Origin of the sequence: Pseudomonas weihenstephanensis, from assembly GCF_016812185.1 — a bacterium.
GTDB lineage: Bacteria > Pseudomonadota > Gammaproteobacteria > Pseudomonadales > Pseudomonadaceae > Aquipseudomonas > Aquipseudomonas weihenstephanensis.
In genome coordinates this window covers 242,575-257,329 of sequence record NZ_JAAEBV010000002.1, presented here as the reverse complement: position 1 = coordinate 257,329, position 14,755 = coordinate 242,575, and the positions used below count along the sequence as shown (strand labels likewise).

Annotated in this window: 18 protein-coding genes; 6 read left to right on the top strand and 12 right to left on the bottom strand. The window is 59.2% G+C overall.

Annotation, left to right across the window (positions count from 1 at the left end; genetic code table 11):
• Positions 1-102: 102 nt before the first annotated feature.
• Genes GYN01_RS08645 through GYN01_RS08630 form a run of 4 tightly spaced genes read right to left on the bottom strand, consistent with a single transcriptional unit; the run spans position 103 to position 2,530 of the window.
• Entirely contained in the window at positions 103-393 is a 291-nt protein-coding gene (locus tag GYN01_RS08645; protein WP_048364047.1) for a DUF167 domain-containing protein, read from the bottom strand.
• Positions 393-980: a YggT family protein gene (locus tag GYN01_RS08640; protein ID WP_203306896.1), complete on the bottom strand. Its 588-nt coding sequence runs from the start codon at positions 978-980 to the stop codon at positions 393-395. The genes GYN01_RS08645 and GYN01_RS08640 overlap by 1 nt, the downstream gene beginning before the upstream one ends.
• Positions 981-991: 11 nt before the next feature.
• Complete coding sequence (gene proC / locus GYN01_RS08635; RefSeq protein WP_203301999.1) at positions 992-1,810, bottom strand: pyrroline-5-carboxylate reductase; 819 nt, start codon at positions 1,808-1,810, stop codon at positions 992-994.
• 33 nt (positions 1,811-1,843) lie between these two features.
• On the bottom strand, positions 1,844-2,530 hold the full coding sequence (locus GYN01_RS08630; protein ID WP_059765573.1) for a YggS family pyridoxal phosphate-dependent enzyme: 687 nt from the start codon (positions 2,528-2,530) through the stop codon (positions 1,844-1,846).
• Positions 2,531-2,587: 57 nt separating this feature from the next.
• Between GYN01_RS08630 and GYN01_RS08625 the strand changes: the two genes are divergently transcribed.
• Positions 2,588-3,580: a type IV pilus twitching motility protein PilT gene (locus GYN01_RS08625; RefSeq protein ID WP_203306895.1), complete on the top strand. Its 993-nt coding sequence runs from the start codon at positions 2,588-2,590 to the stop codon at positions 3,578-3,580.
• A gap of 35 nt (positions 3,581-3,615) precedes the next feature.
• Here the strand turns inward: GYN01_RS08625 and GYN01_RS08620 are convergent, their stop codons facing one another.
• Positions 3,616-4,263, bottom strand: coding sequence for a C40 family peptidase (locus tag GYN01_RS08620; protein ID WP_048364052.1), 648 nt, complete (start codon positions 4,261-4,263; stop codon positions 3,616-3,618).
• Positions 4,264-4,515: 252 nt separating this feature from the next.
• On the opposite strand from GYN01_RS08620, the gene GYN01_RS08615 reads away from it, so the two are divergent.
• Positions 4,516-4,932 (top strand): NINE protein, encoded by a 417-nt coding sequence (locus GYN01_RS08615; protein WP_048364053.1) that lies wholly within the window; start codon positions 4,516-4,518, stop codon positions 4,930-4,932.
• A gap of 56 nt (positions 4,933-4,988) precedes the next feature.
• Here GYN01_RS08615 and GYN01_RS08610 read toward each other — a convergent pair whose 3' ends face one another.
• From GYN01_RS08610 to gshB, 7 genes are all read right to left on the bottom strand, one after another.
• Entirely contained in the window at positions 4,989-6,260 is a 1,272-nt protein-coding gene (locus GYN01_RS08610; protein ID WP_048364054.1) for a dihydroorotase, read from the bottom strand.
• The gene (locus GYN01_RS08605) at positions 6,257-7,261 is read right to left on the bottom strand and encodes an aspartate carbamoyltransferase catalytic subunit (RefSeq protein WP_048364055.1); all 1,005 of its coding nucleotides are present in this window, start codon (positions 7,259-7,261) and stop codon (positions 6,257-6,259) included. Before GYN01_RS08605 ends, GYN01_RS08610 begins: the two co-directional genes overlap by 4 nt.
• A 12-nt stretch (positions 7,262-7,273) precedes the next feature.
• The gene (gene pyrR / locus GYN01_RS08600) at positions 7,274-7,792 is read right to left on the bottom strand and encodes a bifunctional pyr operon transcriptional regulator/uracil phosphoribosyltransferase PyrR (RefSeq protein ID WP_203306894.1); all 519 of its coding nucleotides are present in this window, start codon (positions 7,790-7,792) and stop codon (positions 7,274-7,276) included.
• Between the two features lie 82 nt (positions 7,793-7,874).
• Positions 7,875-8,315: a Holliday junction resolvase RuvX gene (ruvX, locus tag GYN01_RS08595; RefSeq protein ID WP_203306893.1), complete on the bottom strand. Its 441-nt coding sequence runs from the start codon at positions 8,313-8,315 to the stop codon at positions 7,875-7,877.
• Positions 8,315-8,887, bottom strand: a complete 573-nt coding sequence (locus GYN01_RS08590) for a YqgE/AlgH family protein (protein WP_048402248.1) — start codon at positions 8,885-8,887, stop codon at positions 8,315-8,317. Before GYN01_RS08590 ends, ruvX begins: the two co-directional genes overlap by 1 nt.
• 63 nt (positions 8,888-8,950) lie before the next feature.
• Positions 8,951-9,850, bottom strand: a complete 900-nt coding sequence (locus tag GYN01_RS08585) for an energy transducer TonB (protein ID WP_048364059.1) — start codon at positions 9,848-9,850, stop codon at positions 8,951-8,953.
• Between the two features lie 76 nt (positions 9,851-9,926).
• Complete coding sequence (gene gshB / locus GYN01_RS08580) at positions 9,927-10,880, bottom strand: glutathione synthase (RefSeq protein WP_048364060.1); 954 nt, start codon at positions 10,878-10,880, stop codon at positions 9,927-9,929.
• A gap of 371 nt (positions 10,881-11,251) precedes the next feature.
• Here gshB and pilG point away from each other — a divergent pair, with 371 nt between their 5' ends.
• From pilG to GYN01_RS08560, 4 genes are read left to right on the top strand one after another with little or no spacing between them, the layout of a single operon-like run.
• The gene (pilG, locus tag GYN01_RS08575) at positions 11,252-11,659 is read left to right on the top strand and encodes a twitching motility response regulator PilG (protein WP_048402247.1); all 408 of its coding nucleotides are present in this window, start codon (positions 11,252-11,254) and stop codon (positions 11,657-11,659) included.
• Positions 11,660-11,711: 52 nt separating this feature from the next.
• Positions 11,712-12,107 (top strand): twitching motility response regulator PilH, encoded by a 396-nt coding sequence (gene pilH, locus GYN01_RS08570; protein ID WP_048402246.1) that lies wholly within the window; start codon positions 11,712-11,714, stop codon positions 12,105-12,107.
• Positions 12,100-12,639, top strand: a complete 540-nt coding sequence (locus tag GYN01_RS08565; RefSeq protein WP_048364063.1) for a chemotaxis protein CheW — start codon at positions 12,100-12,102, stop codon at positions 12,637-12,639. Before pilH ends, GYN01_RS08565 begins: the two co-directional genes overlap by 8 nt.
• Positions 12,640-12,692: 53 nt before the next feature.
• Positions 12,693-14,750 carry a methyl-accepting chemotaxis protein gene (locus tag GYN01_RS08560; protein ID WP_203306892.1) on the top strand — a complete coding sequence of 686 codons (2,058 nt, stop codon included), beginning with the start codon at positions 12,693-12,695 and terminating at the stop codon, positions 14,748-14,750.
• Positions 14,751-14,755 lie beyond the last annotated feature (5 nt).

Below are 14,755 nucleotides of genomic sequence, written 5' to 3'. Positions count from 1 at the left end.
CAGCCCCAAACCCGTAGTCGCTGGTGCAGGCTGCATGCAAATGCGCTGCTGGAGGTCGGCCTGCCTCCATCGCAGCCTGCGGCAGCGACTACAGAGGCTGACTCAAGGTTTGGCAAGCCCTGGAAGGTCTGGCAACTTTTTAGGGCCATGCAAACGCACGCGTTTTTGGCGATTGAGTTCGCCGCTGATCAAGCTCACTTGGCTCTTGGAAATGCCGAACGCCTTGGCCAGGAAGGCCACCAGGTGGGCGTTGGCTTTGCCTTCAACCGGTGGGGCGGTGAGGCGGATTTTCAGGCGGTCACCGTGCAGGCCAGCAAACTCATCGCTGCTGGCCTTGGGTTGCAAGTGACAGTCGAGAATCAGGTCGTCACCGTCCCAGCGGAAATAGCTCATCAGATCAGGCCGAACAGCTCAGGCGGCATGTTGACGTACACCGCCAGGGGCGGAATCACGTAGCTCTGGATCAGCTGGATCACCATGAACGCCAGAATCGGTGAAATATCCAGGCCGCCCATGCTCGGCAAGAAGCGGCGGAACGGTGCCAGTGCAGGTTCTGTGATCTGGTTGACCAGCTCGGCGCCAGGGCTGGTGCTACCCGGTGCCACCCACGACAGAATCACGCTGATGATCATGGCGAAGAAGAACACTTTGAGAAACAGTGCCGTCACCCCAAGGATCGCCCACACCAACAGCCCGAGGACGTTGAACGGGATGTAGCTTAAGGTCAGCACAATGGCGAACACCACCATCTGCACCAGAATCGCCAGCACCAGCGAGGACATGTCCAGGCCGAGCACGCTTGGAATGACGCGACGCATTGGTTTGAGCAGGGTTTGCGTCGCTTTGACGGTGAACTGGCAGATCGGGTTGTAAAAGTTGGCCCGAACCAGCTGCAAGATGAAGCGCAGCAGCACGACCAGCAAATACAGGCTGCCCAGGGTTTGAACTACAAAAATGGCAGCGCCATTAAGTCCTGACATCATTTGCTCCTTTATTGACCCAGTTGTTCGGCCATTTCGGCCGAGCGGTGCGCGGCGGCACTCAATGCTTTTTCGACCATGGCTTCAAAACCACTGGCCTGGAATGATTTGATTGCAGCGTCAGTGGTGCCCGCAGGCGAGGTCACGCGACGGCGCAGTTCGCTTGCGTCCACATCGCTGCTCACGGCCATATGGGCAGCGCCCAGTGCGGTCTGCTCCGCCAGTTGTTCAGCCACCTCATGGCTTAAGCCAAGTTTGACGCCGGCGGCGGTCATGGCTTCGATCAAGAGGAAGAAATACGCCGGGCCGCTGCCCGACACGGCGGTTACCGCGTCGATCTGGGCTTCTGTTTCGACCCAGACCACGATGCCCACAGCGCTCAACAATTCGTCGGCTTGCTGGCGTTGTGCTGGCGTCACCTGAGCAGTGGCGTACAAACCGCTCACGCCTTTACCCAACAGGGCAGGCGTATTGGGCATGCAGCGCACCAGTGGCTGAGTACCCAGCCATTCAAGCAGGCTGGCGCAGGTAATGCCGGCGGCAATCGACACCAGCAGTTGATGCGGCTTGAGGTGTGGGCGCAGGTCCTGGCACACGGCTTTCATGGCCTGCGGCTTGACGGCGATGACGATCACATCCGCGTCTTGAACGGCCTGCGCGTTATCGGCGAACAGCTCGATACCGTGCTGTTCAGCGACCTTGGCGCGAGTGTCGGCGCCGGGATCGCTGGCGCGGATCTGTGCAGCGTCCAGACCTTTGGCCAACAGGCCGCCAATCAGGCTGGAAGCCATGTTACCGGCTCCGATAAAGGCAATACGCGTCTTGCTCATAACAGATCCTTATCAAAAGTGAGGCAGGCTTTCTCAGGCCTGGCTGTAGTCTCGGGCGCCAAACAGTGCAGTACCGACCCGCACCCATGTGGCGCCTTGGGCAATGGCCGACTCCAGGTCGTGGCTCATGCCCATCGAAAGCGTGTCTAGCCCCAGGTTCAGGCTCTCTTGCAGTGTGCGTACCGTCGCAAAGGCAGCATCCTGTTCGGCGCGGTCGTCGGTGGGTTCCGGGATCGCCATCAAGCCGCGCAGCTTCAAACGGGGCAAGGCATGGATCGCGGCAGCCAGCGCGGGCAAATCTGCCGGGGTGCAGCCGGATTTACTGGCCTCACCACTGACGTTGACCTGAATGCAGATGTTCAGCGGCGCCAGCTCAGCCGGGCGCTGTTCAGACAAGCGCTGGGCGATTTTCAGACGGTCCACGGAGTGCACCCACGCGAAATGTTCAGCGATGTCGCGCGTCTTGTTCGATTGAATGGGGCCGATGAAGTGCCAACACAAGGGCAGGTCAGCTAATTCAGTCTGTTTGGCGCGGGCTTCTTGCAGATAATTCTCGCCGAAGTCGCGAACCCCGGCGGCATACGCTTCGCGCAGTGCGCCAGCGGGTTTGGTCTTGCTGACTGCCAGCAAGTGAATGCTCGTTACATCACGTTGCACAGCCAGTGCCGCTGCACGGATGCGCGCCTCAACCTGAGCGATGTTGTCAGCTATCGTGGACATTCAATTAAGCCCGCCGTGGTGAAAGTCTGCGGCATTCTACTGGAATTGGGAGGGGGGATGGACATCGCCGACCTGTTGGCCGTTTGCGTCAATCGCGGGGCTTCAGACTTGCACCTGTCAGCGGGCGTGGCGCCCATGCTGCGTATCGACGGCGACATGCAGCGGGGCGAGTGGCCCGTGCTGGACTCAGACGCTGTGCGGGGGCTTATCCACAGCGTCATGACCGAGCCACAGCGTGTCGCGTTCAAGGCCGAGCGCGAAGCTGATTTTTCATACGCGGTGGCGGGCTTGGGCCGCTTTCGGGTGAATGCGTTTGAGCAACAGCGCGGCGCGGGTGCGGTGTTTCGCAGCATTGCCTCGACGGTGCCCAGCCTTGAATCATTGGGCTTGAGCGGGGTGTTCAGTGAGCTGAGTCATGCGCCGCACGGGTTGATACTGCTTACGGGCGCCACGGGGTCCGGTAAAACCACCACCTTGGCGGCCATGATTGACCACTTGAACAGCACCCGCCCCCTGCACATTCTCACCATCGAAGACCCGATTGAGTTCATCCACACGCCGCGCCAGTGCTTGATTAACCAGCGCGAGGTGCATCGCGACACAGGCAGTTTTAGCGCCGCGCTACGTTCAGCGCTGCGTGAAGACCCGGACGTGATCATGCTGGGCGAAATGCGCGACCTGGACAGCATTCGCTTAGCGCTTAGCGCCGCTGAAACCGGGCACTTGGTCTTTGCCACGTTGCACACACCGTCTGCGGCAAAAGCCATCGACCGCATGGTGGATGTATTTCCTGGCGAAGAGAAAGCCGTGGTACGCACGATGCTGTCCGAATCACTGAGGGCGGTGATTGCGCAAACGTTGGTCAGGCGACAGGGAGGCGGGCGCGTGGCGGCGCACGAAATCATGCTGGGCACGCCAGCCATCAGGCATTTGATTCGGGAAAACAAGGTGGCGCAAATGGTGTCGGCAATCCAGACCGGCGGGGCGGTAGGGATGCAAACCCTGGAAATGAGCCTGGCACGGCTCAAACAGAGGGGCGACATCCTGTAAACGCGAGCGTACCCGCGCCTACAGTGATGGGATGTTTAGCGCTGAGCAACCCGCAGGGTGGTTTTCTCTTTAGGCAAAATGCGCTTGGCGACCACGTAGTGGCTCTGCCAGTAAGGTTTTTTCAAGGTGTCGATAGAGACCGACTTGCCGCGACGGGGTGCATGGATAAACCGGTCGTTGCCCAGGTAAATGGCAACGTGATTGACCTTGCGGCTCTTGATGTTGAAAAACAGCAAGTCGCCCGGCTTCAGGTCCTTGCGATCAACCTTCTGGCCATGACCGCTGGCCATCGCGCTGGAGCTGCGTGGCAAATTGACGGCCGCCACATCGTTGAACGCGTATTTGACCAGACCGCTGCAATCAAAGCCTTTACTTGGGCTGCTACCGCCCCAACGATAAGGCGTACCCAGCACGTTGACGGCACGGCTCAGTACACTGCTGCTTTGCTTGTTGGCCGCGACCAGTGCCGGTGTCGCAATTTTGCCTGGGGCTTTGCGATGAACTTTACTGGAGGTCGGGCGTGTGACGGTTTTGCTGTTAGAGGCGACAAACGGAGCACTCGCAGATGATTTTGCGGTGTAACCGGTGAAGCCCGAAGGAAGATGTTGCTCACGATTGGTGGCGTGGGCGGCCAGTGGCATTAATAGGCAAATGGTTAGCCATGTCTTGAATAAAGGACGCATTCGGCAGGGCTCTATATAGGTAAGCGCGCAACTTTATAACAGCTTTTTTGTCCTTTCTCAGGCCGTTTGTCGCTTGGACCTGGAGGTCAAAAACCGCAAGCGGGGTGGCAAATTGTCACATGGTTGGAGCGCAGGTCAGGCAGTACAAGGGTTTGCGCCAAATCTTGTAAGACACTTTTACCTTTTGCGCGACAGTAAAAAAGTCACAAAAAACTTCACAATTTTTTTCTATCGACACCTAAGGGGGCATCAATGAGCGGCTATCGAGACGATCTACAACGCGATACCCACAGCAAAGTGCTGGGTTACTTGCTGTGGATTTTTGGCTTTTTGGGAGCGCATCGCTTCTATTACGGCAAGCCGGTGACCGGGACGATCTGGTTCTTTACGCTGGGCTTGCTGGGCATCGGCTGGCTGATCGACTTGTTCTTGATCCCGAGCATGGACCGCGAAGCGGACCTGCGCTTTACATCGGGTGATACCGACTACAGCGTGGCGTGGATTCTGCTGACGTTCCTGGGCGTGTTCGGTGTGCACCGCATGTACATGGGCAAGTGGATCACCGGGATCATTTACCTGTTTACCGGTGGTTTGTTCCTGGTCGGCATTCTGTATGACTTCTGGACGCTCAATACCCAGATATCAATCAAGAACGCAGAGCGTCGTTAAGCGCCATAGCCTCCAACCCTCTCCTGCAGGGAGAGGGTTGGGGTGAGCGCAGCGCTTCAGCCTTCGTAGCTGATCCGCCCATCCACCAGCGTGTAACGCACGGCACCCGGCAGGCAGTGGCCAAGGAAGGGGCAATTGTCGCCTTTTGAGTGCCACGTCTCACCGGCCACCGTTGAGGCCGTTGGATCAAACAGCACCAGATCTGCCGCTGAACCCACCGCCAAGCGCCCCGCTGGCAGGCGTAAGGCGTCTGCCGGGCCTGTGCTCAGGCGGGCCAACAGGGTCGGCAAGTCGAGCAAGCCGTCTTCTACCAACGTCATCGCTAAAGGCAATAGGAGCTCTACGCTGCTCATGCCCGGCTCAGTGGCGCCGAACGGGGCCAGTTTGGCATCGCGCTCGTGGGGCTGGTGATGGCTGGAAATGGCTTGCACCACCCCTGATTTCACCGCCTCACGAAGGCCGTCACGGTCAGCGCGGGTGCGCAGGGGCGGTTGGACGTGGTACACGCTGGAAAAATCCACCAGCGCTTCATCGGTCAGTATCAATTGATACAGCGCCACATCCGCCGTGACTTTCAGGCCGCGTGCCTGTGCCTGAGCGATCAGGGCCACGCCGCGGGCACTGGTCAACTGGCTGAAGTGTGCGCGCGCACCGCTTTGCTCGACCAGCAACAGGTCGCGGGCCAGGGCCACGGTCTCGGCGGTTTCAGGGATGCCCGGCAAGCCCCGGAACGCTGCCATCGCGCCATCGTGGGCGATACCGCCTTCTGCCAGGTCACGGTCCTGCGAGTGGAAAATCACTGTCAGGTCGAAAGTGGCCGCGTATTCCAGTGCCCGGCACAGGGTGCGGGTATTGGTGAAGCTGTTCAGACCGTTGCCGAACGCGACACACCCGGCATCACGCAAGGCGATCAGCTCAGCCAGTTGCTCGCCATCCAGCCCTTTGCTCAGCGCACCGATGGGGAACACTTTGCAGTTGCCGGCTTCGCGTGCGCGGTCAAGGATCAGCTCGGCCACGGCCGAGGTATCGAGCACCGGTTTTGTGTGCGGCGGGCAACACAGGCTGGTCACACCACCGGCCGCTGCGGCGCGGGTTTCACTGGCGATGGTGCCTTTGCGGCTGTAGCCCGGCTCGCGCAGAGCGACGTTCAAGTCAACCAGCCCCGGCGCGGCAACGAGGCCTTTGGCGTCCAGGGTTTGGGTTGGGGTAAAACCGGCCGGGGCTGCGCCGATGGCAATAATTTTGCCGGCTTCCAGATGCAAGTCGGTGACGGTGTCCAGCTGGCTGGCGGGATCAATCACGCGGGCGCCGAGAATGCTGAGCTTCACTGGGCGTTCTCCTGTTCGTATTGGCGCTGGGCCGTTTGCCCGCTCATGGTCATGGACAGCACCGCCATGCGCACGGCGATGCCGTAAGTCACTTGGTTAAGAATGACCGAGTGCGGGCCATCGGCCACGGCAGACTCAATCTCCACGCCCCGGTTGATCGGGCCGGGGTGCATCACGATGCAATCAGGTTTGGCACCGGCCAGACGGGCGGTGGTCAGGCCGAACAGGCGGTAGAACTCGCCTTCGCTCGGCAGCAGGCCGCCGGACATGCGTTCGCGTTGCAGGCGCAACATGATCACCACGTCGACGTCTTTGAGGCCCTCGGTCATGTCGGTGTAGACCTTGACCCCGTATTGCTCGATGCCGATGGGCAGCAGGGTTTTGGGTGCAATCACGCGGATGTCCTGACAGCCCAGGGTCTTGAGCGCGATCATGTTCGAGCGCGCCACCCGCGAGTGCAGAATGTCGCCGACGATGGCTACCGACAGGTTTTCAAACCCGCCTTTGTGTCGACGAATGGTCAACATGTCGAGCATGCCCTGCGTGGGGTGCGCGTGACGGCCGTCGCCGCCATTGATGATCGCCACCTGCGGACACACGTGCTCGGCAATGAAGTGCGCGGCGCCGGAGTCGCCGTGGCGTACCACGAACATGTCGGCGGCCATGGCTTCAAGGTTGCGCAGGGTGTCGAGCAGGGTTTCGCCCTTGCTCGCCGAGGAAGTGGACACGTTAAGGGTGATCACGTCCGCAGACAGGCGCTGGGCCGCCATTTCGAATGTGGTGCGGGTGCGGGTGGAGTTTTCGAAGAACACGTTGCAGACGGTCTTGCCGCGCAGCAACGGGACTTTTTTCACCGCCCGAGCGCCGACTTCAAGGAACGAGTCGGCGGTGTCGAGGATCTCTGTCAGCAACTCGCGGGGCAGGCCGTCGAGCGACAAAAAGTGGCGCAGCTGGCCCTGATCATTGAGCTGCAGCGGGCGCTTGGCGTCGGTAGGCGTCATCGCAGTGGTCTCTTAAAGGGCTGGATCTTGAGATAAGTCTTGAAGTTCAAGTGTCAGTGGCGCAGGGCCGGATAATTTCACCCGTTGGGTCGGCTCGAGGGCCAAGGTCGCCCCCACCACGTTGGGCCGGATCGGCAGCTCGGCGGCGTCCAGGTCGAGCAGGCTGACCAGCGTCACGCTGGCCGGACGACCATAGTCGAACAATTCGTTGAGCGCGGCGCGAATGGTACGACCGCTCATCAGCACGTCGTCGATCAGCACCAGGTGCTGGCCTTCGATCTCGAACGGCAGCTCCGAGGGGCGCACTTGCGGGTGCAGGCCATTTTGGCTGAAGTCGTCGCGGTAGAACGATACGTCCAGGGTGCCCAGCGGGGCCTCACTGTTCATTGCGCACAACAGTGCCTGGGCCACCCAGATGCCACCGGTGCGAATGCCGATGTAGCGCGGCTCAGTGATGTTACGACGGGCCAGATGGGCCTTGAGATCAAGCGCCATCTGAGAGATCAGTTCAGCGGGAACAGGCAGGATCATGGTGGCTCCTTAAAAGGCCCGCGCAGGATGCGTGCTGCGACGGGCGCAAACAATGAGGTGCGTCAAACAATTGAGCGCAATGTCAGGCTTGAGGTTGAGCCGGGTTGTCGTCGAGCCAGCCTTGCAAGACCAGTTTGGCGGCGATGGCATCCACCGGGTTGTCGCGATAACTGCCACGCTGGCCGCCCTGAGCCTTGCGTTCGCCTTTGGCTTCAAAGGTGGTCAGGCGCTCGTCGTGGGTGAACACAGGCAGATTGAACCGGCCATTGAGGCGGTTGGCAAATTTTTGCGCCCTTGCGCAGAACTCGCTCGGGGTGCCGTCCATGTGCAGGGGCATGCCGACCACCAGGGCGTCGGGTTGCCATTCTTTGATGAGCTTTTCGATGTCTTCCCACTTCGGCATGCCGTTCTCGGCTTTCAAATTACACAGCTCGCGGGCTTGGCCAGTGATCATCTGGCCGACGGCGACGCCGATCGAGCGGGTGCCGTAGTCAAAACCCAGCAGTAAACGAAGGCTGGCCATCAGGCGTGACCTGCTTGAGTGCTTAACAAGTTGAGGTTCACTCCCAGGTGATTGGCGGCGGCGTCAAGGCGCAACTCGCTAGAGGTTTGAAACAAAATATCGGCTGAGTATGGGCAGGTCAGCCACGCGTTGTCGGCCAGTTCGGCTTCCAGTTGGCCCGCGTCCCACCCGGCATAGCCCAGGCAGATCAGGCTGCGCTGCGGGCCGTTGCCGTCAGCGATGCTGTCCAGCACATCCAGCGACGTGCTCAGGGCCAGTCCGTCTTCAAGTTCAACCGTGGCATCGAAATTCATGCTGGCGGGGTGCAGGACAAAACCGCGGTCGGTCATGACCGGGCCGCCGGCATAAATCGGTACGTGCTTGCACAGTTCAGACATTTTACGGTCGGGCCGCAACTGCTCAAGGATATCCCCCAGGCTCAGATCCAACGGCCGGTTGATGGTCAGGCCCATCGCACCATTGGCCGTATGCTCGACGATGTAGGTCAAGGTATGAGCAAAATGGGGGTCGGCCATATGCGGCATGGCGATCAGCAATTGATGCTTGAGGTAGGTCGGGGCGTGGGTTTTCATGAGCCTTAGTGTGGCGCTGGCAAGCGAAACTGACAAGTTGGCGGCAGCGGCTACGCGTTTGGGTTAATGACTGGACAACCGATCACCCTGGGCGAATTTCCAGGTGCGGATGATTTCCAGGCGGTCGATGTCGGCCAGGTCGCCGCTGAAGGGGGCAAACGGCGCGGCCAGCCGCACGATGCGCTGCGCGGCTTGATCCAGCAATGGCTGGCCCGAAGATTCAAGCACCAGCACTTCATGCAGCGAGCCGTCGCGGTTGATCGACACCAGCAACCGCAACCTGCCGTAGATTTTTTCGCGGCGCGCTTGCTCGGGGTAGTTGAGGTTGCCGATGCGTTCGATCTTTTTGCGCCAGTCTTCTTTGTACCAGGCACCTTTGTCGCGCATGGTCGAGGCCGCGCTCATGCGGTAGATTTTTGGGCGTTTGGCGTACTGTTGTTGCTCGTTGGCCAGTTCGGCTTCGAGGCTGGAAATCTCGCTCGACAGTTGGGAGCTGTCAAACGTTGGAATGCTGGCCTTGGGCGCCGCTTCGGTTTTGACCTTCTGCGGTTCGCTCGTGGCTTTTTTGAGTTTTGGCGCCACGGTGGTCACGGCTGCTTTGGGGGCCGCCTGGGTCTGTTCAGGTTTGGCGGCGGGCGGCGGCGTGACTTTTTTGACTTCGGTGTCCTGGAACGGTGCCACCTGGGTGGTGGTGGGCACGGCTTTCTTGTCCAGCGTGCCGCTGCCTTCCTGATTGTCCTGCGCCAGAAAATCCGCTTTCTTGGGCGCGGTTGCGCTTTTGAAGGTCGACAGCGTGATTTCAAGGGTTTTGCTGATTTGCTTGGGCTCGCTCATGCTGAACCCGACACCCAGGATCACCGCGAGGTGAATCAGGGCCGCGACGAATAGAGTAAAACCCAGGCGATCAGCCGCGCGTACGCCGCTGTGGCTCAGTTCGGGGGGCAGGTCGCTGGGGAGTTTCATGGCAAAAGACCAACATCGCGGGTTTCACAGGCTGCGCATGATAGCGCAATGTTGGTCTGTTTCAGGCGGTTAGCGATCAGCGCGCCGCCAGCTTGCGTTCGATGGCGTCCATCAGCAGGTCGCCGATGCGGGTGCCAAAGGCGTTATCAATCTCGCGGATGCAGGTCGGGCTGGTGACGTTGATCTCAGTCAGGTGTTCACCGATCACGTCCAGGCCTACAAACAACAAGCCCTTTTCACGCAATGTGGGTCCAACTTGCTCAGCAATCCAACGGTCTTTTTCGCTCAATGGGCGCGCTTCACCACGGCCACCAGCGGCCAGGTTGCCACGGGTTTCGCCGTGCGCCGGGATACGCGCCAGGCAATAGGGCACGGGTTCGCCGTCGATCATCAGGATACGTTTGTCGCCGTCCTTGATCGCTGGCAAGTAACCTTGCGCCATGATTTGCTGCGTGCCGTTGGCGGTCAGGGTTTCGAGAATCACTGACAGGTTCGGATCACCCGCGCGGTGACGGAAAATCGACGTGCCGCCCATGCCGTCCAGCGGCTTGAGGATCACATCGCCGTGCAGCGCTGCAAATTCGCGCAACACATCCGCCCGGCGGCTGACCACGGTCGGCGGGGTGCACTGGGTGAATTGAGTGGCGAACAGTTTTTCGTTGCAGTCGCGCAGGCTCTGCGGTTTGTTGACGATCAGCACCCCGTCGCGCTCGGCTTGTTCGAGCAAGTAGGTGGTGTACACAAACTCCATGTCGAACGGCGGGTCTTTACGCATCAGGATCACATCCAGATCGCTCAGGGCTGTGTCTGTCTCGGCGTCTAGCTCAAACCATTTTTCAGGGTTGGCGAACACGGTGAGCGGCTTCATGCGCGCCCGCGCCTTGCCTTCAGTCAGGTACAGGTCTTGCTGTTCCATGTAGAACAAGGTCCAGCCGCGGTCCTGTGCTGCCAGCAACATGGCCAGCGAGCTGTCCTTTTTATAGGAGATGCTCGCAATGGGGTCCATGACAATCCCGACTCGAACGCTCATGGCAAATTCCTCAAAAGTAGTAGGCAAATATCAACTGTAGGCCCTGCCGATCGATAACAAGGTCGTCGCAAAACCAGGCAACCCCATGCGTGAGCGACACCGCACTCATCCTGTTGCGCCCGCTTGCTACCTCGTCAGCGCCTGCACGATAAGCAGGTCATCAAAAAGTGGCGCCAGAGTGGCGCTGAGTGGGGTCTCGGTCAAGGAAAAACCGCCTCGTCCGGCATGGCGCGGCCCGTCCGATAGATTGCATGTAGAGACTGTGCTAAAAAGGCTCGCACAGCACTTGCAGCCCTTGTCCATTAAGGATTTGAGCTGAAATTTGGCAAAGTTGTAACAAAACGGGTCGCCGTGGCGATGGTAGAGCACATATGGACACGCATTCCAGCACCTTGAAGGTGATGGTGATTGATGATTCAAAAACCATTCGCCGCACCGCCGAAACGCTGCTGAAAAACGTAGGCTGCGAAGTGATTACCGCGCTCGATGGCTTCGATGCATTGGCCAAGATTGTCGATCATCATCCGCACATCATCTTTGTCGACATCATGATGCCGCGCCTTGATGGCTATCAAACCTGTGCGCTGATCAAAAACCACCGATCGTTCAAGTCGACGCCGGTGATTATGCTCTCATCCAAAGACGGTCTGTTTGACAAGGCTAAGGGACGGATTGTGGGTTCTGATCAATTTTTGACCAAACCCTTTAGCCGGGATGAACTGCTGAGTGCGATCAAGGCCCATGTGCCAGGGTTCACATTTGTGCAAAACGCTCAATAACGCTCAATGATGCCCGGCCCGCAGGCCAATTACCTTATAGATGGGGAACACCATGGCTCGCATTCTGATCGTCGATGATTCGCCGACTGAAATGTTCAAATTGACTGAAATGTTGAAAAAGCGCGGTCATGAAGTGCTCCAGGCGGTCAACGGCGCAGATGGCGTCGCACTGGCGCGTCAGGAAAAACCCGATGCCGTGCTGATGGACATCGTGATGCAGGGGCTTAATGGTTTTCAGGCGACGCGCCAGTTGACGAAAGACCCTGAAACCAGCGCCATCCCTGTGATCGTGGTCACCACCAAGGATCAGGAGACCGATGTGCTCTGGGCCAAACGCCAGGGAGCAGTGGATTACATCACCAAGCCCGTCGATGAAGCACTACTGATCCAGGCGCTTAAAAACGCATTGGCAACAAAGCCTGCTTCACCGCGCCCGCCCCATGCCTGACTCACAGACTGCCTTCGAGCTGCTGCTTGAGATCGACCAGCGCTGTCGTTCACTGGCCGCCGGCCTGGTGGCGGAGCCAGTCAAGGCCCAGGCCTGGAGCGGCATCGGTTTTCGCATCGGCGAACAGTGTTTCGTGGCGCCGATGGGTGAAATTGCCGAAATCCTCCATGAACCGCGGTTTACCTTGTTGCCGGGCGTCAAGTCTTGGGTCAGGGGAGTGGCTAATCTGCGGGGGCAATTACTGCCGATCATGGATCTGTGCGGTTTTTTCGGCGTTGAATTATCGCCTTTGCGCAAACAGCGTCGGGTACTGGTGCTGGAGTTCGAAGACATCTTTGTGGGCCTTCAGGTCGATGAAGTGCTGGGTATGCAGCATTTTGCCCAGAGCGATTTAAACGCCTGTGAACCCGCGTCCCCCGGCCTGCCATTCGTTCCCTATGTGCAAGGGCGCTTCGCTGGCGAGCATGAATGGTGGGTCTTTAGCCCGTTTGCGCTGGCCCAGTCGCCTGAATTTTGGGCGGTCGCTGTGTGAGTGGGCAGCGTCTGTCACGTCAAGCGTTAAAACAGCACCTCAGGGCCTGATCGATGACCACAGCAAAAACCGTTAAACCAATGGAAGGGTCGCGCAGTCGTTCGCAGATCATCGTGCTTTTTATCGCCCTGATCGTGTTCATCATGCTGTTGTTCGCCAATTTTGCTTACCTCAATACCCAGTCCAACTACGACAAGCAATACATCAGCCACGCGGGTGAATTGCGGGTGCTGTCCCAACGTATCGCCAAAAATGCCACCGAAGCGGCGGCCGGTAAGGCTGCGGCTTTCCGTCTGCTGAGCGATGCACGTAACGACTTCAGCCAGCGTTGGGGCTACCTGAAAAAAGGCGACCCGGTCACCGGCCTTCCTGCCGCACCGCCCGCCGTGCACAAAGAAATGCAGGCCGTTCAACGCGACTGGGAACAGTTGTTGAGCAATACCAACGCCATTTTGGCCAGTGAGCAAACGGTGCTGTCGCTGCACCAGGTGGCCGCGACGCTGGCCGAGACCGTGCCGCAGTTGCAGGTCGAATACGAAAAAGTGGTCGAGATTCTGTTGCAGCGTGGCGCTCCCGCCAGTCAGGTGGCGTTGGCCCAGCGCCAGTCATTGCTGGCTGAGCGTATTTTGGGTGCGGTCAATACGGTGCTGGCCGGTGATGAAACCGCCGCGCAAGCCGCCGATACGTTTGGCCGCGACGCCAACCGTTTTGGCCAGGTGCTTAACGGCATGCTCGAAGGCAATGCGGGGCTGCGCATTTCACAGGTCGAAGACAAAGATGCCCGCGCCCGCCTGCTGGAGATCTCGGAGCTGTTCCAGTTTGTCTCCGGCTCGGTGGATGAAATCCTCGAAACCTCACCACAGCTGTTCCAGGTGCGTGAGGCCGCGAGCCACATTTTCAGCCTGTCGCAAACCCTGCTCGATGAAGCGTCAATGTTGGCCAACGGTTTTGAAAACCTGGCCAGCGGTCGCTCGCTGGATATTATCGGTGGCTATGTGTTGGGCCTGCTGGCGCTGGGTTCCATCATCCTGATCGGGCTGGTGATGGTGCGTGAAACCAATCGCCAACTGCATGAAACCGCTGAGAAGAATGACCGTAACCAAAACGCCATCATGCGTCTGCTGGATGAAATTGCCGATTTGGCCGACGGCGACCTGACCGTCACCGCTTCTGTGACCGAAGACTTCACCGGCACCATTGCCGACTCGATCAATTACTCGGTCGATCAATTGCGCGACCTGGTGGCCACCATCAACCTGACAGCCGGGCAAGTGGCTGCGGCCGTGCAAGACACGCAAGCCACTGCGATGCAGCTGGCCGAGGCTTCCGAGCATCAGGCGCAACAGATCGCCGAAGCGTCGGGCGCCATTGCGCAGATGGCCCAATCGATTGATGAAGTGTCGGCCAACGCGTCCGAGTCCTCTGCGGTGGCTGAGCGCTCGGTGGCGATTGCCAACAAAGGCAACGAAGTGGTGCATAACACCATTCACGGCATGGACAACATCCGTGATCAAATTCAGGACACCGCCAAGCGCATCAAACGCTTGGGCGAGTCGTCTCAGGAAATCGGCGACATCGTCAGCCTGATTGATGACATTGCGGATCAAACCAATATTCTTGCCTTGAACGCCGCGATTCAGGCCTCTATGGCTGGCGATGCGGGGCGTGGCTTTGCCGTGGTGGCGGACGAGGTACAACGTTTGGCCGAGCGTTCGTCGGCGGCCACGCGTCAGATCGAAACACTGGTGCGGGCCATTCAGGCCGACACCAATGAGGCCGTGATCTCAATGGAGCAAACCACCACTGAGGTGGTGCGCGGCGCCCGTTTGGCGCAAGACGCGGGCGTGGCGCTGGAAGAGATCGAAGGCGTGTCGCAAAACCTGGCCGAGCTGATTCAAAGCATCTCCAATGCCGCGCAGCAGCAAACCACCTCGGCGGGTCAGATTTCCTTGACCATGAGCGTCATTCAGCAAATCACCAGCCAAACTTCATCCGGGTCAACCGCTACCGCCGACAGCATTGGCAACCTGGCCAAAATGGCCAGCCAACTGCGGCGCTCGGTGTCCGGTTTTACCTTGCCGGACACGCAAAAAACACCAGGGCCTCACTAGTGCGG

Coding starts and splice junctions, on each gene's coding strand:
- GYN01_RS08645 (WP_048364047.1), bottom strand. CDS start 393: ATGAGCTATTTCCGCTGGGACGGTGACGACCTGATTCTCGACTGTCAC.
- GYN01_RS08640 (WP_203306896.1), bottom strand. CDS start 980: ATGTCAGGACTTAATGGCGCTGCCATTTTTGTAGTTCAAACCCTGGGC.
- proC (WP_203301999.1), bottom strand. CDS start 1,810: ATGAGCAAGACGCGTATTGCCTTTATCGGAGCCGGTAACATGGCTTCC.
- GYN01_RS08630 (WP_059765573.1), bottom strand. CDS start 2,530: ATGTCCACGATAGCTGACAACATCGCTCAGGTTGAGGCGCGCATCCGT.
- GYN01_RS08625 (WP_203306895.1), top strand. CDS start 2,588: ATGGACATCGCCGACCTGTTGGCCGTTTGCGTCAATCGCGGGGCTTCA.
- GYN01_RS08620 (WP_048364052.1), bottom strand. CDS start 4,263: ATGCGTCCTTTATTCAAGACATGGCTAACCATTTGCCTATTAATGCCA.
- GYN01_RS08615 (WP_048364053.1), top strand. CDS start 4,516: ATGAGCGGCTATCGAGACGATCTACAACGCGATACCCACAGCAAAGTG.
- GYN01_RS08605 (WP_048364055.1), bottom strand. CDS start 7,261: ATGACGCCTACCGACGCCAAGCGCCCGCTGCAGCTCAATGATCAGGGC.
- pyrR (WP_203306894.1), bottom strand. CDS start 7,792: ATGATCCTGCCTGTTCCCGCTGAACTGATCTCTCAGATGGCGCTTGAT.
- ruvX (WP_203306893.1), bottom strand. CDS start 8,315: ATGGCCAGCCTTCGTTTACTGCTGGGTTTTGACTACGGCACCCGCTCG.
- GYN01_RS08590 (WP_048402248.1), bottom strand. CDS start 8,887: ATGAAAACCCACGCCCCGACCTACCTCAAGCATCAATTGCTGATCGCC.
- GYN01_RS08585 (WP_048364059.1), bottom strand. CDS start 9,850: ATGAAACTCCCCAGCGACCTGCCCCCCGAACTGAGCCACAGCGGCGTA.
- gshB (WP_048364060.1), bottom strand. CDS start 10,880: ATGAGCGTTCGAGTCGGGATTGTCATGGACCCCATTGCGAGCATCTCC.
- pilG (WP_048402247.1), top strand. CDS start 11,252: ATGGACACGCATTCCAGCACCTTGAAGGTGATGGTGATTGATGATTCA.
- pilH (WP_048402246.1), top strand. CDS start 11,712: ATGGCTCGCATTCTGATCGTCGATGATTCGCCGACTGAAATGTTCAAA.
- GYN01_RS08565 (WP_048364063.1), top strand. CDS start 12,100: ATGCCTGACTCACAGACTGCCTTCGAGCTGCTGCTTGAGATCGACCAG.
- GYN01_RS08560 (WP_203306892.1), top strand. CDS start 12,693: ATGACCACAGCAAAAACCGTTAAACCAATGGAAGGGTCGCGCAGTCGT.